Origin of the sequence: Sinomonas sp. P10A9 (assembly GCF_041022165.1) — a bacterium.
In the GTDB taxonomy this organism is placed as follows: domain Bacteria; phylum Actinomycetota; class Actinomycetes; order Actinomycetales; family Micrococcaceae; genus Sinomonas; species Sinomonas puerhi.
This window is the reverse complement of sequence record NZ_CP163302.1, coordinates 666,420-689,055: the sequence shown is the minus strand read 5'-3', so window position 1 is coordinate 689,055 and position 22,636 is coordinate 666,420. Positions and strand designations below refer to the sequence as shown.

The 22,636-nt window shown below is 67.4% G+C and carries 19 protein-coding genes and 1 pseudogene; 13 read left to right on the top strand and 7 right to left on the bottom strand.

From position 1 onward, the window contains the following. Positions 1-60: 60 nt before the first annotated feature. Entirely contained in the window at positions 61-195 is a 135-nt protein-coding gene (locus tag AB5L97_RS03140; protein ID WP_369046425.1) for a hypothetical protein, read from the bottom strand. Between the two features lie 172 nt (positions 196-367). On the opposite strand from AB5L97_RS03140, the gene AB5L97_RS03135 reads away from it, so the two are divergent. Further along, positions 368-691: a hypothetical protein gene (locus AB5L97_RS03135; RefSeq protein WP_369046424.1), complete on the top strand. Its 324-nt coding sequence runs from the start codon at positions 368-370 to the stop codon at positions 689-691. A gap of 72 nt (positions 692-763) precedes the next feature. After that, entirely contained in the window at positions 764-1,387 is a 624-nt protein-coding gene (locus AB5L97_RS03130) for a hypothetical protein (protein WP_369046423.1), read from the top strand. 531 nt (positions 1,388-1,918) lie between these two features. Here the strand turns inward: AB5L97_RS03130 and AB5L97_RS03125 are convergent. The 6 genes from AB5L97_RS03125 to AB5L97_RS03100 all read right to left on the bottom strand — a co-directional run bounded on the left by AB5L97_RS03125 (position 1,919) and on the right by AB5L97_RS03100 (position 8,669). Further along, entirely contained in the window at positions 1,919-2,536 is a 618-nt protein-coding gene (locus tag AB5L97_RS03125) for a bifunctional 4-hydroxy-2-oxoglutarate aldolase/2-dehydro-3-deoxy-phosphogluconate aldolase (RefSeq protein ID WP_369046422.1), read from the bottom strand. A 67-nt stretch (positions 2,537-2,603) separates the two neighbouring features. After that, complete coding sequence (locus AB5L97_RS03120) at positions 2,604-4,208, bottom strand: GMC family oxidoreductase (protein WP_369046421.1); 1,605 nt, start codon at positions 4,206-4,208, stop codon at positions 2,604-2,606. Positions 4,209-4,416: 208 nt separating this feature from the next. Beyond that, a complete protein-coding gene (locus tag AB5L97_RS03115; RefSeq protein WP_369046420.1) occupies positions 4,417-5,385 on the bottom strand; it encodes a sugar kinase in 969 nt (322 codons plus the stop codon). Beyond that, the gene (locus AB5L97_RS03110; RefSeq protein WP_369046419.1) at positions 5,382-6,317 is read right to left on the bottom strand and encodes a carbohydrate ABC transporter permease; all 936 of its coding nucleotides are present in this window, start codon (positions 6,315-6,317) and stop codon (positions 5,382-5,384) included. Before AB5L97_RS03110 ends, AB5L97_RS03115 begins: the two co-directional genes overlap by 4 nt. Positions 6,318-6,319: 2 nt before the next feature. Continuing rightward, complete coding sequence (locus tag AB5L97_RS03105) at positions 6,320-7,318, bottom strand: carbohydrate ABC transporter permease (protein WP_369046418.1); 999 nt, start codon at positions 7,316-7,318, stop codon at positions 6,320-6,322. Positions 7,319-7,379: 61 nt separating this feature from the next. After that, on the bottom strand, positions 7,380-8,669 hold the full coding sequence (locus AB5L97_RS03100; protein WP_369046417.1) for an ABC transporter substrate-binding protein: 1,290 nt from the start codon (positions 8,667-8,669) through the stop codon (positions 7,380-7,382). Positions 8,670-8,905: 236 nt separating this feature from the next. Here AB5L97_RS03100 and AB5L97_RS03095 point away from each other — a divergent pair. From AB5L97_RS03095 to AB5L97_RS03045, 11 genes and pseudogenes are all read left to right on the top strand, one after another. Beyond that, a pseudogene (locus AB5L97_RS03095) lies at positions 8,906-9,040 on the top strand (LacI family DNA-binding transcriptional regulator); the annotation flags it as partial. 6 nt (positions 9,041-9,046) lie between these two features. Beyond that, positions 9,047-9,931 (top strand): substrate-binding domain-containing protein, encoded by an 885-nt coding sequence (locus tag AB5L97_RS03090; protein ID WP_369047340.1) that lies wholly within the window; start codon positions 9,047-9,049, stop codon positions 9,929-9,931. 17 nt (positions 9,932-9,948) lie between these two features. Continuing rightward, positions 9,949-10,959, top strand: coding sequence for a Gfo/Idh/MocA family protein (locus AB5L97_RS03085; protein WP_369046416.1), 1,011 nt, complete (start codon positions 9,949-9,951; stop codon positions 10,957-10,959). 29 nt (positions 10,960-10,988) lie between these two features. Beyond that, positions 10,989-12,641, top strand: a complete 1,653-nt coding sequence (locus AB5L97_RS03080; protein WP_369046415.1) for an acyl CoA:acetate/3-ketoacid CoA transferase — start codon at positions 10,989-10,991, stop codon at positions 12,639-12,641. Between the two features lie 30 nt (positions 12,642-12,671). Next, positions 12,672-14,954 carry a gluconate 2-dehydrogenase subunit 3 family protein gene (locus tag AB5L97_RS03075; RefSeq protein ID WP_369046414.1) on the top strand — a complete coding sequence of 761 codons (2,283 nt, stop codon included), beginning with the start codon at positions 12,672-12,674 and terminating at the stop codon, positions 14,952-14,954. After that, positions 14,951-15,775 carry an enoyl-CoA hydratase/isomerase family protein gene (locus AB5L97_RS03070; protein ID WP_369046413.1) on the top strand — a complete coding sequence of 275 codons (825 nt, stop codon included), beginning with the start codon at positions 14,951-14,953 and terminating at the stop codon, positions 15,773-15,775. The genes AB5L97_RS03075 and AB5L97_RS03070 overlap by 4 nt, the downstream gene beginning before the upstream one ends. 11 nt (positions 15,776-15,786) lie before the next feature. After that, entirely contained in the window at positions 15,787-17,301 is a 1,515-nt protein-coding gene (locus AB5L97_RS03065) for an aldehyde dehydrogenase family protein (protein ID WP_369046412.1), read from the top strand. 13 nt (positions 17,302-17,314) lie between these two features. Further along, positions 17,315-18,520, top strand: coding sequence for a glycoside hydrolase family 88 protein (locus tag AB5L97_RS03060; RefSeq protein WP_369046411.1), 1,206 nt, complete (start codon positions 17,315-17,317; stop codon positions 18,518-18,520). Further along, entirely contained in the window at positions 18,520-20,121 is a 1,602-nt protein-coding gene (locus tag AB5L97_RS03055; RefSeq protein ID WP_369046410.1) for a GMC oxidoreductase, read from the top strand. Before AB5L97_RS03060 ends, AB5L97_RS03055 begins: the two co-directional genes overlap by 1 nt. Further along, complete coding sequence (locus AB5L97_RS03050; RefSeq protein WP_369046409.1) at positions 20,118-21,494, top strand: MFS transporter; 1,377 nt, start codon at positions 20,118-20,120, stop codon at positions 21,492-21,494. The genes AB5L97_RS03055 and AB5L97_RS03050 overlap by 4 nt, the downstream gene beginning before the upstream one ends. A 111-nt stretch (positions 21,495-21,605) precedes the next feature. Continuing rightward, entirely contained in the window at positions 21,606-22,625 is a 1,020-nt protein-coding gene (locus tag AB5L97_RS03045; RefSeq protein WP_369046408.1) for a LacI family DNA-binding transcriptional regulator, read from the top strand. Positions 22,626-22,636 lie beyond the last annotated feature (11 nt).

Here is a 22,636-nt window from a genome sequence, read left to right as displayed (position 1 = left end):
ACTGGGCAAACACGGGACGGCCCATGGATCAGATGGCCTCGTTAAACTCGGGCGATGCGTCTACTGCGGAGAGTCGACGTCCCAGCCGATTGAGCCGGCTGCCTTGGCGATCACCGCGTATTCTTTGCGGAGGCCGATCAGGACCTCGGCGTAGGCGCACTGGCGCGAGTCCGCGAGGCAGACCGCTGACCCCACGGTGTCGAAAGGTCCTCGGCGGTCCCCGCCTGCGGGATCATCCGGCACCGGCCGGCCTACTGTTCCGCTTACAAGGCGAAACCTAGGCCTGAGCTGCAGAAACGTAGCGACAACCAAGGCCACAGACGGTTTTCGGGGTTCGCACACGACGTCGAATCCGACGCAAGACAGCTTGAGCATCGTCCTCGGCACGCACCCAACCGACCTCCCCGAACCGTTCGCTTCGCTCGTTAGGGACTACCTCGTAGCCCGGCCGAACCTGCGCATAGGCGGCGGGCCCGACAGTGCATGGCTGGTCCCGAGCCCGCTCGCCGGCCGCCTGCACCCGAACGCCGTCATGGATCGCCTGCGCGATCTGGGAGTCAACCTGCTCGGCGCCCGCAGCCGAGCTATCGGCGCGCTTGTTCCCGAGTGCCCACCCTCGCCCGTCGAGGAAGCGCTCGGGCACGGCGCCCAGATGGCGTTCCTCCGCGCCGGCAAAGCGGCCGAGCCCTAGGCCCGGTATGCGGGCCGCGCTGTCCAGGCGCCGTGAGCACGCCCTGCGTGCAGCTCGTGGCAGGCTGCAGGTATGCCTGACTCCGAATGGGAAGCCCTCCGTCGAGATCTCGAACGCGCCGGTGTCTCCGGGGCCGACGAACTCGGACGCTTCGTCAGCAACGTCGAGTTCTTCGGCGACTCAGCCTTCGACGAACGGGCAGCGATGCCGGTGCTCCTGACAGCGCTTCCCCGTCTGACGGAGCCTCGCCTGGTGAGCGCCGTCGCCGGTCACCTGCGACGGCCATGGGCTCGGCCTCAAGCATTCGATCCACTGCTTGCGGCATTTCGTCACTGGGCACAGAAGGACGCCACGACTGCCTGGCACCTGGGAGACGCTCTTGGCAGCGCCGCGACGATGGACAGGCTGCCAAGCCTGGTCGACCTGTGCCTCAATCGCGCTTATGGGACCGCACGACAGATGCCGGTGGCGGCGCTCGGGCGATTCAAGAAGTCGTCGGATGTGCGCCCCGCCCTCCTCGAACTGATCCACGATGGCGACGTTGGCCTTCACGCCATGTCCGCACTGCGCCGCGTCGTCGGCGCGGCCGATGCGCTCCCGTACATCGAGGAGGTCAAGCACACCGACGCGGGCAGTCGACTTGGCGACCAGGCCGCGCGGGAGATTCGCAAGATCCGAAAATGGCTCAAGCAGTGACAGGGTCATCGAACCAGACCGGAGCGAATGCCTCGGCGTCGTCTCGCCACCGCGCGCGGAGCGCGTCGACAAGCGTCTCGTCAGCGGGTGTGACCCGCCTGTAGTCTCGTTGGCACGTGCTTCCAACGCGTCTGAGCGGGCGCTATCGTCGAGGACGCCCGTCTCGATCTCGCGTCGCAGCACGCCAACCGTGTCTGCAGCTGCGTCGAGCTGTAACCAGCGGCAGTCTCCATGAACCGAGTGTGCCAGAACGGACAGCTCGCCACTCGCTACCTAGCGCGCTGACCTAGCCAAGGAATCCGACCGGACTTGATACGCAGGCCGTCCACTAGTAGGGACTCCCCAACAGGTCGCCACCGTCCGGGCCAAAGGCCGTGGGTCACGACGCCAGTTCAAATAGAAGACAGCGAGGCGCCGCCAGAGCCTTTGCTGACGACGCCTCTTCATACCTCGACCCTCCTGAGAGGACAGTCGTCTCCAGCCGTGTTCGCAGGCACGTCCAAGGGGCCGGAGGCTCATTCCCTGCCAGAATCAGTGCGGCTGGTTCGCCCGGACGATTAGCTCCGCGGCCTCCGCCATTCCCTGTGCTGACGCGAAAGCGGTACTGAGCCCGACGACGCGGGCACCTGCCTCGAACATTTGGGACGCATTCTGCGGGGTCATTCCCCCGGTGGCGACGAACTTCGCCTCGGGGAACGGACCGAGCATGGCTTTGACCCACCGCGGTCCAAGCTCGGAGGCAGGGAAAGCCTTGAGCCAAGTCAGTCCCAGCTGTCTGGCGGCCATGATCTCACTAGCCGTAGCGACTCCCGGGAGGTGCGGGATGCCCCGTCGTGCGCTTTCGCGCACTATGGCCTCGCTCAGCCCGGGTGAGACGGTGAACGAAACGCCCACCCGGGCTGCTGCCTCGAGCTGTTCGACAGTGGTAACGGTCCCGGCACCGACGTACTTGCCCCATGAGGCAGCTTCATGCGCTGCGGCTTCCAAGGCTCGGACGGCCTCCGGGGTCTGAATAGGCACCTCGACGTGTTCGACGCCGGCGGCCCACGCGCGCTCGGCATAAGCGACTGTGGCCCCGGGGTCGAGGCCGCGCAGCACAGCGATGACGGGAACGTCAAAGAACCCGCCGGTAAACCATTCGTCAGTCATGAGTCTCCTTGATCAGCTTGACGCTCTCGGATCTGGGTCCGGCGTCAGCCATCGATCTGTCCAGTTGTCACTTCACCAAGGCCGAGGCGCCGTGAAGGATGTGGTGGGCGCCTTTTTCGCCGATCATGATCGACGTTGCCTGGGTGTTGCCGCTGATCAGCGTTGGCATGATCGATGCATCCACCACCCGCAGACCGTCGAGACCGTGTAGCCGGAGCTCCTGGTCGACCACGGCCATGTCGTCGGCGCCCATCTTGCATGAGCCCACAGGGTGGTAGTCCGTTTTTGCCCACTGCTTGACGTACTCGCGGATCTCCTTGTCGGTTCGCACCTGAGCCCCTGGCATGTGCTCCTTCTTGAGGTAGGGTGCGTACGCGTTGGTCGCCATCATCTCTCGACCCCATTTGAAGCCTTCCAGAGAGATCTGCCAGTCGTAGGGGTCTGTGAGGAATGCCGGGTCGACGGCGGGCGGCACCGACGGGTCCGAGGACCGTAGTGTCACGGAACCGACGCTCTTGGGCCGAAGGTTGCACGTGTTGATCGTCATGCCATGTCCGGGCACGCGGATTCGGCCGTGGTCGATGACGTACGCGGGCAGACAGTGCATCTGGATGTCCGGGGCAGGAACTGACTCACTGCTCCGCACGAACATGCCGGCTTCGCACACGGACGCGGTGATAGGGCCGGTCCTGTACAGCAGGTACTGGATCATCGCAAGCGTTGCCGGAACCGGCCGGTCCGAGCGGTTGTAGCTGACAGGGGCTGTCTCGGCTGTCAGATAGACGTCCATGTGGTCCTGGAAGTTCTTGCCCACACCCGGCAGGTCATGGACCACTGGGATCCCCAGCGACCGCAGTTCGTCTGCGGGGCCGATTCCCGAGAGCAGGAGCAGGCGGGGGCTGTTCACCGCACCGCTTGAGAGCACCACCTCGCGGCGGGCCCGGACAGTCTGCGGCCGGCCGTTGCAGGTGTAGTCGATCCCTGTAGCCCGGCCATTCTCGATCAAGACCTTCGTTGCGAGGCTGTTGGGGCGGACCGTGAGGTTTGCCCGTCTGCGATTTCGCCGCAGGTATGCGGTCGAGGCACTCTCGCGCCTCGCGTTCCGCTGGGTCACGTCGTAGTAGCCGACGCCATCCTGCGACACTCCGTTGAAGTCGGCGTTGATCTGGAGCCCGAGTTCCTGCGCGGCGCGCACGAACGCCTTGCTGAGCTCGTTGTGCTGCACCTGCTCGGTGACGTTCATCGCGCCGTCGATGCCGTGGTACTTGCCTCCGAGCCGTTCGTTGTGCTCTGCCTTCTTGAAGAACGGCAGCACCTGTTCGTAGCCCCACTGGTCGTTGCCGAGCCCGGCCCAGCGCTCGTAGTCGTACTTGTTCCCGCGGATGTAGATCATCGCGTTGATCGATGTGCTGCCGCCGACGGTGCGCCCCTGCGGGTACCACATCTCGCGGTTGTTCAGCTGGGGCTGCGGGACTGTCTCAAAGCCCCAGTTGTAGCGGGGGCCGGTGAGCTTCGTGAATCCGACAGGAATGTGGATCAGGAACGATTTGTCGGGTCCTCCTGCTTCCAGGAGCAGGACCCTCGTTCCGGGATCCTCGGCGAGCCGTTCGGCTACAGCGCACCCTGCGGCGCCAGCCCCGACGATGACATAATCAAATTCTTCTACAGGCATTTTTCTTGTCCTTCGTTGACCGCGGTGAGATCGAGTTCTGACGTGGCCGCCAGCGCGGGCGGGCCTGGCAAGAGGGCGGTCCGAAGGCGATGGTGCAACGTCGTGATGGCCGACAGCGGCCGCTGGCCACGACGGAATCGCGGTCAGGCAATGTGCCCCCGCGTCTCCGCTGGCGCGGAGTGGTGTTTTCGATCATGGGCTTCCTTGGTCAGCTGGCCCCGGAGCGGGCCGGTCCTGGTGCTGTGAGACCGTGTCCCGGCCTGAAGTCGCCTCGGCCGCCGAGGGTCCAGGCGGCGAGGGCGTGGCCCAGGCTGAGCCTGTCTGCTGGGTGCGTGCCGCAGATAAAGCCAGCGAGAAAGCCAGCGGCGAACGCGTCGCCGGCTCCCACGGGTTCCACGACGTCCACCTGTCGGGCGGGCACCCGGTACGCCGCTCTGGGCCCGCCAGAGGGACGAACGTATTCGATGGCCTCGACCGCGCCGTCCTTCACGACGAGGTGGCCAGGCTCCGGCAGGACCTCGGCGACGTCCTCGACCGTCATGCATCCCCATAGGGTTTGAGCTTCGTCCAGGCCTACGAGGACGACTGTGGCCCGGCTCGCCAGTTCGAGCAGGACCGGTCCGGCTTCTGCGGGCGCCCACAGCGCCGGGCGATAGTTGACGTCGAATGACGTCGGCAGCCCGGCTGCTGCGCGCTGGTCGAGCACAGCCTCCAAGAGTGCGCGGCACGTCGCCGAGAGCGCTGCGGTGATGCCTGAGATGTGAACCCACGGGGCGGAGTCGAGACTCCACCGACGGATAGCCTCGGGGCCCATGAGAGAGGCTGCGGAGCCTGCGCGGTAGTAGAGGGTCCGCGCTCCGGTGCCGGTGTCCGGCTCCTTGAAGTAGACGGCCGTGGGAGCCGAGGCGTCGACTTCGGCGAGCGAGACGTCCACGCCTCGTTCGGACAGGACCCGGAGCACCCGCTGGCCGAACGGGTCGGATCCGACGCGTCCGGCCCAAACTGCCGTTAGGCCAAGCTCGGCGAGCTGTGCAGCCACGTTGGACTCTGCCCCCCCGATCCCGAGCATGCATTCCTCGGCGAACTCGAGCGAGACGGAGCTTGTGGGAGCGAGGACGGCCATGGTCTCGCCGACGCACACGACTCTGCTCGCTCCTGCGAACGGTGGCGCAGTCATTTGACGGATCCCGCCGTGAGTCCCCTGACGAAGTACCGGCCGAGGAAGAGGTACACGAGGACCGTCGGCGCGGCGACGAGCACGGCACCTGCCATGAGCTGTGCGTAGTTGACGGTGGTGGTGCCGATCATGTTGTTGAGGCTGACGGTGGCTGGCCACGCCGCGGGCGACGTGAGGATGAAGCCGAAGAGGAAGTCGTTCCAGATGTTTGTGATCTGGAAGATCGCCGCCACCACGAACCCCGGCATCGAGAGCGGGAGCATGACGTGTGTGAAGGTCTTCCAGATCCCCGCACCGTCGATCGCGGCAGCTTCGACGATCGCGCTCGGGATGCCCTCGTAGTAGTTGCGGAAGATGAGCGTCGTGATGGGGATGCCGTAGATGATGTGCACGATGGTCACCCCGAGGATGCTCCCCTGCAGGTGGAGCATGTTCAGGAACTGGAACACCGGGATGATGACGGCCTGGAACGGGATGAACATGCCCACCAACAGGATCGTGAACAGGGCGTTGGATCCGCGGAACGGGAACTTCGAGAGAAGGTAGCCGTTCAGGGAGCCGATGAGGCACGAGATGGCCGCGGCGGGGACGGTGATCTGGAGGGAGTTGATCAGCGATCCGTGGAGCTGCTGCCAGGCACCCTTGAAGGCGTCGAGGCTGGGCCTGTCGGGGAAGGCGAGGAAGAATGACGGTGCGCTCGTGCCCCCCGACAGCGCAGTGGCGATGATGACGTAAACGGGGACGAGCATGAACGCGGCGGCTATGCAGCAGACTGCAAGGATGGCCCAGCCGCCCCAGGTCGTTGGCCGGGAGAACCTGCGGGCCGACGCAGCCTTTCTGGGCGGGCCGAACCCTGCGCCTTCCTTCGGTCGCCGGACCCGGGACACTCCGATCGCCGACTTGGAGGCGTACTTGGCGGATTGGACGCTCATGGCTAGGCCTTTCGCTCGCGGCGGTACCCGCGGATGAGGTAGGGGACGACGACCAGCAGCGTGAGGCCGAGGAGGATGAGCGCCATGGCGGAGGCCTTGTCATAGCGGCTGGTGAGGTAGTTGTAGATGTAGATACCGGGCACGTCGGTGACGAAGCCGGGGCCCGAGCCGGACATGGCGACGACGAGGTCGAAGATCTTGAGCGCGACGTGCAGGAGGAGCACGAAGCAGGTGATGGTCGAGGGCCACAGCTGGGGAAGCACGATGTGGCGAAGGCGCTGCCACGCGTTGGCGCCGTCTACGCTGGCGGCCTCGAGGTGTTCCTCGGGGATCGAGGCGAGTCCCGCGAGGTACATGGCCATGGCGAAGCCGACGAGCTGCCACGCTGCGGCGAAGATGATGGGAAGGAGCGCGACGGGGATCCCGAGCTGGATCTTCAGCGGGCTGCCGATATCGATGCTGTTGACCGCGCCCACGATGCTGGGGTCGGTGGTCCACCCGGGCGGGTTCTGGATCCCGATCGCCTTGAGGAAGACGTTGATCCCGGTGGACGGGGCGAAGATCCAGCGCCATACGACGCCGGTGACGATGAACGAGAGGGCGTAGGGCAGCAGGAAGACCGTTCGGAACAGGCTCTTGCCGATCGCCACGTGGTGGATGAAGAGTGCGGCGACGAGTCCGCCGACGATCGCGAGGACGAGGAACACCGCCGTGAAGATGATGACGTTGCGGTAGTCGGCCTGGAACCGCTGCTCTCCGACGATCTCCCCGTAGGTGGCGCCGAAGGGCTGACGGAGGCTCAGGTCGGGTGAGGTCCCGACCTTCCAGTTGGAGAGCGAGATGTAGCCGGTGATGCCGATGAAGACGTAGACGAACAGGAAGCTCACCAGGAGGCTGGGGGCGAAGATAAGGCGCGCGCGCCTCGACGTCTTGACGCCGTGGGGGATGGTGGCGGCCGGACGGCGCCGGAGCCAGGCGCGGTCGATTACTGGAGCTGTCATGTCATGAATCCTTTGGGCAGGGCGGGACAGTATGTGCTGCCCCGCCCCGGGGTGGAAATGGCTACTTGAGCTGGCTCGACTGGGCCTGGACCATGGCCGAGACGAACGCGTCGATGCTTCCGCCGCCGTTCAGGGCAGTCACGGCGTCGGAATAGGTCTGGGCGAACTCCGCTGTCGTCACCTGGCCGTGGGCGAGCGAGGAGACAACGGGAACTGACTTGAAGGCCGCTGCAGCCTGCTGCTGGTACTGCGAGAGCGATGAGATGTCAGCGTCGGTGCGGGCCGGGATGGATCCCTTCTTTGCCGCGAAGTCCGTCTGGACCTTGGGGTCCATGAGCGTCTTGAGCCAGGCCTTGGCCTCGTCAGGATGCTTGAGGTTCGATGCCGGGGTCGAGAACCCGTCTCCGACGTAGTCGAAGACTTCCTCCTTTCCGGGGAACGTGGCCCATGCGAAGTCCTTCCCGGGCTGCTTGCCGGCGTTGCGGAGCTCGCCGAAGGCCCAGTCGCCCATCAGGTTCACGGCGCACTTGCCGTCGGCCATGTTCTTTGCGGCCTCATCCCATGTGAGGGCGGAGTGGTCCTTGTTCGCCATGCCGAGGATGGTGACGTAGTCATTGAGGGCCTGCTTCACCTCCGGAGCCCCGAAGGAGTAGCTGTTGGTGAACAGCTTCTTCCAGTTGTCCGCGCCTGTGCGGGCCATGATCAGGGACTCGAGCAGCTCGGCAGAGGCGAAGACGTCCTTGTCGCCAAGGCAGACGGGCGTCGTACCCGTGGACTGGATCTTCTTGAGGTCCGTGATGAGGGAATCGACGCCGGCCTTGGGGTCGATCGTCACTCCTGCATTGGACAGGACCGCCGGGTTCGTCCACAGGACGTTGCCGCGGTGGACGCCGATCGGGACGGTGTAGTACTTGCCGTTGACCTGCTGTGCCTCGGCGACATCCTTGGGAAGCTTGGACGCCCAGCCGTTGTCGGACCACAGCTGGCTGACGTCGGCCACCTGGCCGCCGTCGACGTAGGCCTTGAGCTGGCCGGCGGGGTGCAGCTGCCAGGTGTCGGGCGGGCTACCGGCCTGGAGACGGGCGGCGAGGGCCTGGCGGGCATTGGCGCCGCCGCCGCCCGAGACGGCTGCGTTGTCGATGCTGAGTCCCGGGACGGCGGACTTGGCCGCCGCCGTGAGGACGTCGAGGGCATCCGCTTCGGAGCCCGACGTCCACCAGGACGTGATCTCCAGGGTCTTGCCGCCGCTCGCGCCCGAGTTTGCCGGCTCGTTCGCGGCACAGGCCGCGAGGGAGCCCACCAGAGCCGCCGAGGCTGCGGCGGCAGCGGTGATCTTCAGGGGTGAACGCATGACCACTCTCCTTTGGGTTCTGCCGGGCTTGACCGCGCCGGCTGTCTGCGTTGTGATCAAGGTTACGCATCCGAGGTAGATCGATGCAATAGATATCCCAAAAATGGCATCTGGACGACTACGCCCTCATGAAGAAGACCAAATTACCCTTGCATTTCCGCTGCTAGTGGCTCACACTCTCTAGTACACCGATCTACTAAAATCGGCTTCAGCAAGGAAGTGAGGCGAGTATCCAAGTGGCAAATGTGACCCTTGGCACCGTTGCTGCCTACGCTGGGGTGTCTCGATCTACCGCCTCTTTGGTCCTGCGGGGCAGCCCCCGCATCCCGGAATCAACCAGCGCACGGGTCAGAGCAGCAGTCGATGCACTCGGGTACGTGTACAACCGGCACGCGGCCGGCCTTCGGCGCAAGGGCTCGAAGACTCTCGGCCTCGTGGTCACCGACATCCGGAACCCCTACTTCGCCGACCTAGCCATGGGAGTCGAAGAGGCAGCAGCCGATGCCGGGTACACCCTGCTTGTCGGCTACAGCCGGGACGACGTCGAGCAACAGAACAAGCACCTGGCCACGATGGTCGAGCAGCAGGCCGAGGGCATTGTCCTGCTGCCGGCTATTGGCTCGGAGAAGGAGCAGCTCAGCCGCATCGTCGACCGGGGGAAGGTCCCGGTGGTCCAGCTCGCCCGGTCCATCTCCCCCGAGTTCGGCTACGTCGGCGCCGACAACCGCCAGGCCGCACGCCTGATCGCGGAGCATGTCGCCGCACTCGGGGCGTCCGCCGCGGTCCTGATCGGCGGCCCCGCCGGGTCCAGCGCCCGCGAAGACAGGCTGGCCGGCCTCGCCGAGGGCTTCGCCGGAACGCCTGTCCGCTTCGATCCCTCCCAAGCGGTGCCGAGCCGGAACAATCCGCACGACGGGGCCGATGCCTTCGCATCCGCCGTCGACCGCGGCACGGTCCCCGAGGTTGTGCTCGCCTACAGCGACGCAGTCGCCATCGGGATCTACGCCCGGCTCCGCCGACTCGGACTCGAGCCGGGGCGCGACGTCGCGGTGGCCAGTTTCGACGATGTCCCCTTGGCAGAGCTGCTCCAGCCGCCGCTCACCTCTGTGGCCACGCACCCCCGCCAGGTCGGCCGCGATGCCGGGCTCAGCCTGCTGGACTCAATCGCCACCGGGGTGCCCCCAGCGCCGTCGCCACCTCTGGCGACGTCCCTCCGCATCCGCGCCTCGACCGCCTCCTGGCGAACATCAATCCGACACTAAGCCTGAAGGAGCAGCACGTGAACACCATCGCCTGGGGACTGATCGGGGCGAGTGACATCGCCTCGACCCGCATGATCCGCGCCCTCCGCGGAGAGGGCCACAAGGTCGTCGGCGTCGCCTCGGGCAATTCCGGGCGGGCGCGCGCCTTCGCCGACGCGAACGGTCTCGCCTTCGGCACCTCGGACCTCGACGAGCTGCTCGAGTCCGACATCGACGCCGTCTACATCTCCTCCACCAACGACCGCCACTTCCGGCACGCCCTTGCAGCCATCGCCGCAGGCAAGCACGTGCTGTGCGAGAAGCCGCTCGCCCTCAGGGTCGAGGACGCCGAAGCGATGGTCCGCGCCGCCGAGGATGCAGGCCTTCTCCTGGCCGTGAACCACCATCTGCCCGGCAACCCCCTGCACCGCAAGGTGAGGGATTTCGTCGCCTCCGGCACCATCGGCCAACCCGTCGCGGCCCGGGTCGACCACGCCGTCCTGCTGCCCGAGCGCCTGCGCGGGTGGCGGCTGGGCTCCTCTGTTCCTGGCAGCGGGGTTCTGCTCGACATCACCTGCCACGACGCCTCCGTCCTGAACCCGCTGCTCGGCCGGCCCACCGCAGTAACTGCCCTCGCGGTCCAGCAGGCCGCCTGGAACGCCGGAGGCCAGCACGACGCCGCAATGACGGTCATCGAGTACCAAGGCCCCGATGGCCGGCCGATCCTGGCCCAGACGCACGACGCATTCACCGTCGCGTTCAACCGGACCTCGTTGACCGTGCACGGGACCGAGGCCAGCGTCACCGTCCTGGACGCCATGACCCAGGACACCCCGGGCCAGATCCTGCTCACCGATGTCCACGGCACACGCGAGATCGACGTCGACTGTTCAGAGGACCTCTACAGCATCGTGGTCCGCAACTTCGCCGACGCCGTCGCACGCCGCGGCCGCCCCACCGCTACAGGAGCCGACGGGGTCCTGGCGCTCTGCGTCGCCCTCGCCGCCGAAGAATCTGCCCGCACCGGCCGCACCGTCCGGTTCGACTGACCGGGCCCACGAGAAGAACAAGGAACGCCATGCAGAAAGTCGCAGTACTCACCGCCCGCCAGGCTGCGGACCTCGTGGACGACCGGGACGTCGTCACCGTGAGCTCCTCCAGCGCGCTGGGCTGCCCCGACGCGGTCCTCGCCGGGCTTGGCCAGCGTTTCGCCGAGACGGGCCACCCCCGCTCCCTCACGAGCGTGCACCCGATCGCCGCAGGGGACATGTACGGAGTCCTGGGCATCGACCACATCGCCCAGCCCGGTATGCTCCACCGGGTCGTCGCGGGGTCCTACCCCTCCGGCCCATCCTCTGCCGAGCCCCCGCGGATCTGGCAGATGATCACCGGCGGCGAGGTCGAGGCCTACAACTTCCCCTCCGGCGTTGTCTACCAGATGCACCGCGCGGCCGCCTCTCATCAGCCCGGAGTCTTCACCCAGGTCGGGATCGACACCTTCGTCGACCCGCGCCAGCAGGGCGGCCGCATGAACGACGCGACCCCGGCCGAGAATGTGGAGCTCGCCGAGATCAAGGGCGAAGAATGGCTCTTCTTCCCCTCCATCGTCCCCAACGTCGCCATCATCCGGGCCACGACGGCGGACGAGCATGGGAACCTCACCTTCGAGGATGAGGGATCTCCGCTCGGCGCCCTCGACCTCGCCTACGCCGCCCACAACAACGGCGGAATCGTCATCGCCCAGGTCAAGCGCCTCGCCGAGGAGGGCAGCCTCCACCCTCAGGAGGTGCGCGTCCCCGGCATCCTGGTCGACGCCGTCGTCCTGGCCGCGGACCAGCTCCAGACCACCCTCACCCAGAACGACCCGGCCATCTCCGGCCAGCTCCGACGCCCGCTCTCCGTCCTGCCACCGGTGGCCTTCTCACTGGAGAAGATCATGGCCCGCCGCGCCGCCTGCGAGCTGCACGCCGGTGAGATCGTCAATCTCGGCTTCGGCGTCTCGGCCCTTGTCCCGCACGTCCTGCTCGAGGAAGGCCAGGGCAGGGAGATCAGCTGGGTCATCGAGCAGGGCGCCGTCGGCGGCGTGCCCCTGCTGGACTTCGCGTTCGGCTGCTCGCAGAACCCGGACGCGATCATGCCCAGCATCGACCAGTTCACCCTCCTGCAGGGCGGCGGCTTCGATCGCTCGCTCCTGTCGTTCCTGGAGATCGACCGCGACGGCAGCGTCAACGTCCACTACCTGCCCAAACGGCGCCACGTCACCGCCGGGGTAGGCGGCTTCGCCGACATTACGACCGCGGCACCCGAAATCGTCTTCATCGGCTCCTTCACCGCCGGCCGGCGGGACATCGGCATCGACGGCGGGAGGCTAGAGATCCGCGCCGACGGCCCCCACACCAAGTTCGTCGAACGCGTCGCTCAGGTGACCTTCTCCGGCAAGCAAGCCCTCGCGCGCGGCCAGAAGGTCACCTACATCACCGAGCGAGCGGTCCTCAGGCTCACCCCCGATGGCCTGATGGTCACCGAGGTCGCCCCAGGAGTCGACCTCCAGCGGGATGTCCTGGACCGAAGCGACTTCCCCCTCCTGGTCGCCGAAGAGATCAAGACCATGGACCCTTCGCTCTTCTCCCCGGAGCGCCTCGGCCTCGTCCTCGACCGAGCGCCACTGCACCCGCGCCTGCAGCGCCAGGCCACAGCCCACCCAGCCAATCCAGCCGTCGCCGCCCGCTGACGCGCGGCACGCACGCAAAGGAAGAGACCCATGGACCAGACAGCCCGAGCCCTCCGCGTCCTCACCCCGTACCAGGCCGCCCAGGCCGACGCCCTCTTCGAGACGCTGTTCCCCGCAGGCCAAGGCACTCCCGGAGCCGTCGAGACCGGTGTGACAGAGTACCTCGACCTCACCCTCGAGGGCCACAGCGCCGACGACCTCCCCCGCTACCAGTGGTTCTTCGCGGCCCTCGAGGAGACCGCACAGGCCAAGTACGGCCACGCATTCGCGGAGGCAACCATTGACGAACGGCACGACATCGTCTCACTCGCCGAGCAGGGAGAGCTCTCCGAGCGGCTCCCCGCGCAAGACCAGCGCGACTTCTTCGGCCTCGTCGTCGCCCACCTCCAGGAGGGCCTCTTCGCCGACCCCGTGCACGGAGGCAACAAGGACGCCCTCGGCTGGAAGTTCCTCCGGCACCCCGGGGTGTGGCTCGAGAACTCCGCCGAGGAGAACCTCAGCGAGGAACACGTGCTCAAGGACCGGATCAAGACCCTCGCCGATGCCCTGAGCGAGATCCCCCGCGACACGGAAGGCCACCGGCTCAAGCAGCTCGGGTACGAGAACGCCGTGAACCCGCAGTTGACCGACGAGGTCGATGTCCTGCTCGTCGGAGTGGGAGCCATGGGCGGGGTGAGCGCACAGGTCTTCGCCGAGGCAGGCCTGAGCGTCGTCGGCCTCGAGGCGGGCCCCTTCCGCCCGCTCGACGAGTTCCTCCCGGACGAGCTCGAGCACGCCTACTACACCCGCGGCGGCCTCGGCCCCAAGTTCCAGCTGGAGACCCCCCGCTGGCGCGAGGACACCTCCGAGCCGGAGACGAAGCCCGCAACCTTCTCCCTCGGCCGGATGGTCAACGGTGTCGGCGGCTCCGCCGGCCACTATGGCTCGTGGCTGCGCCGCTTCCATGAGTGGCAGTTCGCCCCGAAGTCCCACTACGAGAACCTCTACGGGCGCAATGTCCTGCCCGAGGACTGCTCGCTGGCGGACTGGCCGGTCGCCTACAAGGACCTCGAACCCTACTACACGCGCCTTGAGCACCTCATCGGCATCGCCGGAGACGGCAGCAATCCCTTCGTGACCCGCTCGCGCGCCCTCCCGCTGCCGCCGACGAGGCCGTTCGTCCTCGGCCAGAAGTTCACCGACGCCACCCGCGCCGCAGGCCTACACCCGCACCCCGTTCCCGTCGGGTTCACCACCGAGGCCTACGACGGCCGCCGCGCAACCGGCTACAGCGCCTGGAACAACGGCCTCGGCTCCTTCCTGGGCGATCGCTGGCACCCCGGCCTCGGCCCGGTACCCGCTGCGATCGCCACCGGGCGCTTCGAGCTGCGCACCCACTCCCGCGTCACCCGCATCATCACGGACGAGACCGGCGCCGCCCGCGGCGTCGAGTGGATCGACCCCAGGGGCCGTGTTCGCACCCAGTACGCCCGCGCGGTCGTCCTCTCTGCCTACACCTACGAGAACCTGCGCCTGATGTTCCTCTCCGCCGACGCCAAGCACTCCGACGGGCTCGGCAACAACAGCGGCCAGCTCGGCCGGCACTACATGACCAAGATGTTCGGACACGTGGACGCCACGTTCCCCGACGTGAACTTCAACCGCCACACGGGCCCGGCCGCCCAGGGCGTCGTGCTCGACGACTTCCTCTCGAAGGATTTCCGCTCCCTCGAGCACGGCTTCCTCGGGGGTGCGACCCTGGGAGCCGAACAGCAGGCCCTGCCGCTGCAGATCGCCCGCGAGACGCTCCCGCCGTCGGTCCCGTCATGGGGTCCCGCGTACCGGGACCACCTCGCCAAGTGGCCCCACCAGGGCGTGATCCGCATCCAGCCGGATGCCCTCCCGTACGCATCGCATCGGATCGACATGGACCCGCTCCACCGCGACCGCTCGGGACTGGGCATGCCACTCGTGCGCGTCACCTACCGGCTGCGGGAGAACGAGCGCAAGCTCGCCGCGTGGATGGCGCAGCGGGCCAGCGGGCTCCTGCGGGACATGGGCGCCACCGAGACCTGGGAAGGGCCGTTCTTCACCGGCGTCGGCTCCAGCCACGACCTCGGCGGTGCCCGCTTCGGCCACGACCCCGCCGGCTCGGTCCTGGACGAGAACCTCGCCGTGCACGACACCAAGAACCTCTACATGTACTCCGGCGCGGCCTTCCCTAGCTGCCCGGGCATCAACCCCACCCTGACCATCTGGGCTGTCGTCATGCGGGCCGCTGAGCATCTGGCCCGCCAGCTCGGCGGCGCACTTCAGGAAGGAGCAGCAGAATGAGCGCCCCAGCGAGCACCGATAGGGTGCCGGCGGCCGACCGGGACGCCGGGAGCGTCGGCCTTTCCTACAGCGAAGACGGGCACGTCGCGACCATCACGCTCGACCGTGCGGCGAAGCTGAACACGCTGACCCTGCCTCTGCTGCGCGAGCTGCGCCAACGGATCCTGGAGGTCGGGGCATCCCGGGCGCGGCTCCTAATGCTCCGCACCGCCGGAGAAAAGGTGTTCTGCGTCGGAGCCGACATCAACCAGTTCTCGGCCCTCGAACCCGCCCAGATGTGGCGGGAGTGGATTGAGACCGGGCACCAGGCCTTCGACGCCCTCGCCCGACTGCGCCAGCCCAGCATCGCAGTCGTCGATGGACTCGCCTTCGGCGGCGGCCTCGAGCTCGCCCTCGCCTGCGACTTCCGCGTCATCGCAGACGAGACCCGCATCGCCCTCCCCGAGACAGGCCTGGGCACCGTGCCCGGCTGGGGCGGCACCGAGCGGGCCACCGAGCTCGTCGGCCGCGCCCGCGCCAAGGAGCTCGTCCTGACGCGCCGCCAACTGAGCGGCGCCGAGGCCGTCGAGTGGGGCCTGGCCACAGCCCACGCACCCAAAGAGCGGCTCGCCGAAGAAGCCGAACGGATCGCCGGCGAGATCCTCGCGGGCGCCCCAGTCGCCATCCAGCTCGCCAAGCAGATCATCGATGCTGCAGCCGAGGGCGCCCCCTCCCGCGTCCTCGAAGCCCTCGCCGGCGGCCTCGCCTCCGCCACCGCCGACCTCGCCGAGGGCGTCGCGGCCTTCCGAGGCAAGCGCACCCCTACCTTCACCGACCACTAAGGACCCCGACCATGTCACACAGCTACACCCTCAACGACATCAAGCCCGTCCACCGCCCCATGGTCATCGACGGGGCCGACTCCGAGGCCGACTCCGGAGAGACTTTCACCCGGAACAGCCCCGCGCACGAGGTCCCCGTCTCCTCCTTCCCCGCCGGCGGGGCACCGGACGTCGACCGCGCCGTCAAGGCCGCGCGCCGAGCCCTAGAAGGGGGGTGGCGCGGTGCCACCGGGAGCCAGCGCGCCAAGCTGCTCCACCGGGTATCCGAGCTCGTCCGGCGGGACGCCGAACAGCTCGCCCTGGCCGAGACCCTGGAGACCGGCAAGCCGATCACCCAGTCCCGCACGGAGGTCGCCTCGACCGCAGAGCTGTGGGAGTACGCAGCCACGCTAGCCCGCGCCACCCAGGGCGACGCGCACAACGGACTAGGCCCCGACACCTTCGCCCTCGTCGTGCACGAGCCCCTCGGGGTGATTGGCATGATCACCCCCTGGAACTTCCCGCTGCTCATCGTCAGCCAGAAGCTTCCCTTTGCCCTCGCCGCGGGCAACACCGCGGTCATCAAGCCCAGCGAGAGCACCTCGGCGACAACCGTCATGCTCGCTGGCCTCGTCCGCGAGGCCGGGTTCCCCGACGGCGTGGTGAACGTCGTCACCGGCAACCGTCACGTCGGCTCGGCGATCGCCACCCACCCCGGCATCGACATGATCAGTTTCACCGGCTCCACCGGTGTGGGGCGCACCATCGCCCAGACCGCTGGGGCAGACCTGAAGAAGGTCGAGCTGGAGCTGGGCGGGAAGAACCCGCAGATCGTCACCCCGCACGCGGACTTCGCCGCGGCCGTGGACGCGGGCGTGTTCGGCGGCTACTTCAACGTCGGCCAGTGCTGCAACTCCGGCAGCCGCCTGATCGTGCACCGCTCGATCGCCGACGAGTTCGCCGAGGCCGTGACCGCCCGGGCGAAGACGATGCGCGTCGGCGACCCGCTCGACGCGGACACCCTGGTGGGCTCGCTCGTCAACGACGCCCAGCTCGCCGTCGTCGAACGCTACGTCGAGGAGGGACGCGAGGCCGGCGCCCGCCTGATCGCCGGCGGGGAGCGGCTCCAAGACGCCGTTGGCCCACGGTTCTTCACCCCCACCGTCTTCGCCGACGTGACCCCAGACATGTCGATCGCCCGTGAGGAGATCTTCGGGCCCGTGCTGTCGATCCTCCCCTACGACACCCTCGAGGAGGCCGTGAAGATCGCCAACTCAACCTCGTTCGGCCTCTCCGCCGGCATCTGGAGCACGGACATCGAAGAGGCGCTCGTCGCCGCCCGCGACCTGCGCGCCGGGACCGTCTGGGTCAACCGCTGGATGGACGGCTACCCCGAGCTGCCGTTCGGCGGATACGGGCAGAGCGGCATCGGCCGCGAGCTCGGCCGCCAGGCACTGGCCGAGTTCAGCGAGCTCAAGACCATCCAACTCCAGGTCGGGCCCCGCACGACCCGCTGGGTCCCCACCCCCGACGCCTCCCGCGCCTGAGAAGGAGCACCGAATGACCATCACCGCAGACCGCCCCGCGGGCGCCGCCAGCGTCCTGCCGCACCTCCTGCCCGTGCGGCTCCCCACCGGCTACTTGGTGCCGGGCAGCTTCGCCGGAGCCGCCGCGAATGCCTGGGCCACGGCCTCGGCAAAGGTCGCAGGCCTCATCACCCGCCATCCCGACGCATTCCCCCTCTACACCGAGGGCGGGAAATGGGCGGTCGGCGCCGAAGCATGGACGAACTGGTGCGAGGGCTTCCTCGGCGGCCAGCTGTGGATGCTCTCCGAACGAGCCGAGCCCGAGCGCCGCGCCGAGTTCCGCGCAGCCGCCGAGCACTACTCGGAGATCATCGAGCACCGCAAGGCCGACGACACCGTGCACGACCTCGGCTTCCTCTTCTGGTCCACCTACCGGCGCTGGCTCGAGGCCACCGGGGACGACGCCAAGCGACAAGTCCTCATCGAGGCCGGGCGCACAACAGCGAGCCGCTACCGGGACAAAGGCCGGTACATGCCAAGCTTCCGCCAGCCGGACAGCTTGTTCATCGACATCATGATGAACATCCACATGGCCCTCTACGCCGCCCAGCAGACTGGCGAGGACGGGCTGGGACGGCACGCCGTCGAGCACTGCCTCACCACCCGCCGCTACCTCATGCGCGGGGACGGCTCGGCCTCCCACGAGGGCATGTTCGACATCGAGACCGGAGCGTTCCTGCGCCAGACCACCCAGCAAGGCTTCTCCGACGACGGGTCCTGGGCACGCGGGCAGGCGTGGGCTCTGTACGGCTTCGGCACCGTCTATCGGTTCACCGGAGAACGCCGCTTCCTGGACACCGCCGTGGCCGCGGCCGACTTCTACCTCGAGCAGACCGGCGACCGGCTTGTTCCGCCGAACGACTGGGCCGAGCCCAACCCCGTCAGGCCATACGAGAGCTCGGCGGCAGCCGCAGCCGCCGGCGGCCTCTGGCAGCTCGCAGGACTCGTTGCCGACCCCGTCAAGGCCCGCGCCTACGCCGACTACGCCGTCGCCGTCATAGAACGGCTCTGCCAGGACGACTTCCTCGCCTCCCCCGGGGAGGACTGGGAAGGCGTACTCAAGCACGGGTCCTACCACGAGGGCAAGGGACTCGGCGTCGACGAATCCGTCATGTGGGGCGACTACTGGTTCCTCGACACCGTGGACCAGATCCAGCGGTATGCAGAAAGGAGCCAGTGATGCCGTACGCGTCCATCTCCGAGGCCCCGGCCCCGGAGATAAGCGAGGCGCCGGAGCACGACGAGGTCGTCACCGCGGACACGGTGATCGTCGGTTCCGGCATGGGCGGGGGCACGATGGCCTACGCCCTCAAGGACAGCGGCCGGCGCGTGCTGATCCTCGAACGCGGCGAACGCCTCCCTGTCGAGGCCGCCAACGCCGACCTCGACAAGGTCTACCTCGAGGGCCGCTACAAGAACGCCGAGTACTGGGCCGACGGGACCAGCGGTGCGCGGTTCAAGCCCGGCGTCTACTACTGGGTCGGCGGCAACACCAAGGTCTACGGAGCCTGCCTTCCCCGGTTCCGGCGCAGCGACTTCGAAGAGACCGTCCACGAGGACGGAATCTCCCCGGCATGGCCGATCGGCTACAACGAGCTAGAGCCCTACTACACCCGGGCCGAGAAGCTCTTCCAGGTCCGTGGGGTCCTCGGCGAGGACCCCACGGAGCCGGCGCACTCCGAGCCCTACCCGTTCCCGGCACTCGAGCACGAGGACGCCGTGAAACGCCTTGGGGCCTCCTTCCGGCACCAGGGCCTGCACCCTTACCACATGCCCAACGGCCTCGCCGTCGAGACCGCCGAGGACCGCCGCAGGGTCGCCACCGTCGACGGCGCCCCCGACCGGACCGGCATGAAGTCCGACGCCGAGAAGATCACGGTGAACCCCGCGATCGCCTCCGGAGTCAAGCTCATGACAGGTACCACCGTGCTGCGGCTGGTGACCGACGACAGCGGCGCCCACATCGTGGCCGCCCTGGCCGAACGGGGCGGGAAGGTCCTGCGCATCGAGGCGGACCGCTTCATCCTCGCCGCGGGCGCAGTGAACTCGGCCGCCGTGCTCCTGCGCTCGGCATCGGGACAGCACCCGGACGGGCTCGCCAACGCCTCCGGCCTCGTCGGCAGGAACTACATGGTCCACAACAGCACATTCTTCATCGGCATCAACCCCACCCGCATCAACCGCACCCAGTGGCAGAAGACGCTCGGGCTCAACGACTGGTACGAGGCTGGCCCGACCACGCCCATGCCCCTCGGGAACCTGCAGATGCTCGGTAAACTCCGCTCGGCCATGCTCAAGATGGCCAAGCCCTGGGCGCCGAACTGGCTGCTGAAGGCCATGAGCGACCGCAGCATCGACATCTACCTCACCACCGAGGACTTGCCCCGCCAGGAGAACGGAGTCCGCCTTGTCAACGGACAGATCAACATCTGGTGGACCCCCACCAACCTCGGAGCCCACCGAGAGCTCGTCCGACGCATCACCAAGGCAGTCCGCCGCGCCGGATACCCCGTCGTCTTCACCCAGCGGATGGGAATCGAAACCAACTCCCACCAGTGCGGTACAGCGGTGGCTGGACTCGATCGTCGGACCAGCGTCCTGAATAAGGACTGCCGGGCTCACGACGTCGAGAACCTCTGGATCGTCGACTCGTCCTTCTTCCCCTCCTCCGCAGCACTCAACCCCGCCCTCACCATCGCCGCGAACTCACTGCGCGTAGCCGATAGCATCCTCCGCGAGGACCGTCGCGCAACCGGGTTCGCTCAGGAGCAATCTGCATGAGCATCGCCGCCCCCATCACTCGAACCGTCGCCGTCGCCGACCTACGCCGGGCAGGCTGGGCCAGCTCGCTCGGCAGCGCCATGGAGTACTACGACTTCGCGCTCTACAGCCTCGCCTCGGCACTCGTCTTCGGCCCGCTCTTCTTCCCCGGCAACGACCCCGCCACCGCCCTCATCCTTAGCTTCGGCACTTACTTCCTCGGATTCGCCGTCCGCCCCGTGGGCGGGATCGTCTTCGGCCGCCTCGGCGACCGCGTGGGCCGCAAATTCGTGCTCATGGCCACGATCCTGCTCATGGGCGGAGGGAGCACCCTCATCGGCGTGCTGCCCACCTACCATGGGGCCTCCGGCGACTGGTACGGCAAGGGGGGAGCCGGGGTCCTCGCCCCGATCCTGCTCATTGTCCTCAGGCTCGTCCAAGGACTCGGAGCCGGAGCCGAGATGAGCGGCGCATCAGTCCTCATGGCCGAATTCGCTCCGCCGGCCAGGCGCGGATACCTCGCCTCGCTGCCCTTCCTTGGCGTCCAGATCGGCACCGTGGTCGCAGCCGTCGTCTACTTCCTCATGCTGGGCGCCTCTGCTTCCACCCCGATCTCCCAGACGTGGCTGTGGCGCATCCCCTTCCTCTCCAGCGTCCTCATCCTCGGTGTCGCGATCTTCATCCGCCTCAAACTTCGCGAGTCCCCGACCTTCGTTAGACTCGAAGCCAACGAGCAGATCGAGAACCGTCCCCTGCGGACCCTGGTCACGAGGTCTTGGAAGACCATCCTCATCGGACTCGGGCTGCGGATGGCGGAGAACGGGGGATCATCCATCTACCAGGCGTTCGCCGTCGCCTACGTCTCCAGTGCAGCGGTGGGGATCAAGGGCCCCATTGGTGCTCTGTCGCTCGTCATCGCCGCTGCAGTCGGTGCCGCCATGGTGCCCGTCGCCGGCCGCCTCACCGACCGCTACGGGCGCAGGCCCGTCTACCGTGCCCTTGCCGTGTACCAGCTCCTCACCGTCTTCCCGATCTGGTGGGTCCTCAGCCACGGCGACACCCTCAGCACCATCATCGTCATCTCGCTCGGCCTCGGAATCGGTTCATGGGGGATGTTCGGAGCCCAGAGCGCTCTCATGTGCGAACTCTTCGGATCACGCCAGCGCTACCTTGGGGCTTCGGTCGCACGCGAAGTCTCGGCGGTCTTTGCAGGAGGCATCGCTCCCATGGTTGGGGCTGCCATCATGAGCGCGAGCGGATCCGGGAACGGTGCCTGGATACCGATCGCAGGCTACCTTGCAGTCCTCACCGCCATCACTGTGGTCGCCACGTTCTTCATGCCTGAGACCCGCGGCAGGGACCTGGACCGGACAACAGACGCGATCGCCGACTAGGCAACGGCAACCCGAAGGGCCTGGACGGCACGCCGCCCAGGCCCTCGAGCGTTGATAGGGTCAACATTCAACATCCAGCGCAGCGCACAGATTGAGCGTGAAGGAGCAACGGTGGCCCGCATCACTCTCGACGACGTTAGCCGTGCGGCGGGCGTGTCACGCTCGACTGCTTCCCTCGTCCTGCGGGGAAGCTCCAAGATCCCCGAGGCCACCTCGGAGAAGGTGCGCAGGGCAATGGCTGAGCTCGGTTACGTCTACAACCGAAGCGCCGCGAACCTGCGGCAGAGCCGCAGCATGACCCTCGGCCTGATCGTCACCGAGATCATCAACCCCTACTTCGCCGAGCTTGCGATGGCCGCAGACGAAATCGCCCATGAGGCGGGCTATACCATCTTCATCGGATACAGCCACGACGAAGCCGGACGCCAGCACGAGCTCATGACCGCAATGATCGAGCGACAGGTCGACGGCTTCCTCATACTCCCTGCCCCCGACTCCGACCCGAACAAGATCGTCTCATTGATCACCACGGCAAAGACGCCCACTGTGACCGTGGCCCGCCGGATCGAAGGCCTAGACTACGTGGGAAGCGACAACATCGCCGGAGGTGAGCTCCTCGGCAACCACCTCGCTTCCATCGGCTGCAGAACGGTCGCGTTCCTCGGGGGCCTCCCCGCCTCCTCGACCTCCGAGCGCTGCAAGGGACTTGCGCAGGAACTCACCGCGCGCGGAATTGAGTTCTGGAACGACGACGAACACCGCTCCCGCATCACCCCAACGGGCGGGGCCGAGGCCACGGCGGCCATGCTGGACCGCGGGCGCCTCCCGGACGCGGTGGTGGCATACAACGACATCGTTGCTCTCGGCATCTACGAGGAACTCCGCCGTCGAGAACTCCGTCCAGGCGAGGACATTGCCGTCGCTTCTTTCGACGACACACGGCTCGCCGCCACCCAGGCACCTCCGCTGACCTCCGTCGCCGGATTCCCCGAGGAAATCGGGCGACGTGCCGCACGCCGGCTGCTCCACCTCTTAGACGATGGCCAGAACACCCCAATCAGTGATCTGGTCCCGCCGAAACTTAGGCTTCGATCGTCCACTGTCACTTGGCGCCCTCGCGGAGCCAACTAAATTCGGGGCCG

Bases quoted from the DNA above. Each gene is read 5' to 3' on its own strand.
- AB5L97_RS03060 (WP_369046411.1), top strand. From the start codon at position 17,315: ATGACCATCACCGCAGACCGCCCCGCGGGCGCCGCCAGCGTCCTGCCG.
- AB5L97_RS03070 (WP_369046413.1), top strand. From the start codon at position 14,951: ATGAGCGCCCCAGCGAGCACCGATAGGGTGCCGGCGGCCGACCGGGAC.
- AB5L97_RS03080 (WP_369046415.1), top strand. From the start codon at position 10,989: ATGCAGAAAGTCGCAGTACTCACCGCCCGCCAGGCTGCGGACCTCGTG.
- AB5L97_RS03075 (WP_369046414.1), top strand. From the start codon at position 12,672: ATGGACCAGACAGCCCGAGCCCTCCGCGTCCTCACCCCGTACCAGGCC.
- AB5L97_RS03130 (WP_369046423.1), top strand. From the start codon at position 764: ATGCCTGACTCCGAATGGGAAGCCCTCCGTCGAGATCTCGAACGCGCC.
- AB5L97_RS03120 (WP_369046421.1), bottom strand. From the start codon at position 4,208: ATGCCTGTAGAAGAATTTGATTATGTCATCGTCGGGGCTGGCGCCGCA.
- AB5L97_RS03125 (WP_369046422.1), bottom strand. From the start codon at position 2,536: ATGACTGACGAATGGTTTACCGGCGGGTTCTTTGACGTTCCCGTCATC.
- AB5L97_RS03110 (WP_369046419.1), bottom strand. From the start codon at position 6,317: ATGAGCGTCCAATCCGCCAAGTACGCCTCCAAGTCGGCGATCGGAGTG.
- AB5L97_RS03115 (WP_369046420.1), bottom strand. From the start codon at position 5,385: ATGACTGCGCCACCGTTCGCAGGAGCGAGCAGAGTCGTGTGCGTCGGC.
- AB5L97_RS03050 (WP_369046409.1), top strand. From the start codon at position 20,118: ATGAGCATCGCCGCCCCCATCACTCGAACCGTCGCCGTCGCCGACCTA.
- AB5L97_RS03055 (WP_369046410.1), top strand. From the start codon at position 18,520: ATGCCGTACGCGTCCATCTCCGAGGCCCCGGCCCCGGAGATAAGCGAG.
- AB5L97_RS03105 (WP_369046418.1), bottom strand. From the start codon at position 7,318: ATGACAGCTCCAGTAATCGACCGCGCCTGGCTCCGGCGCCGTCCGGCC.
- AB5L97_RS03065 (WP_369046412.1), top strand. From the start codon at position 15,787: ATGTCACACAGCTACACCCTCAACGACATCAAGCCCGTCCACCGCCCC.
- AB5L97_RS03100 (WP_369046417.1), bottom strand. From the start codon at position 8,669: ATGCGTTCACCCCTGAAGATCACCGCTGCCGCCGCAGCCTCGGCGGCT.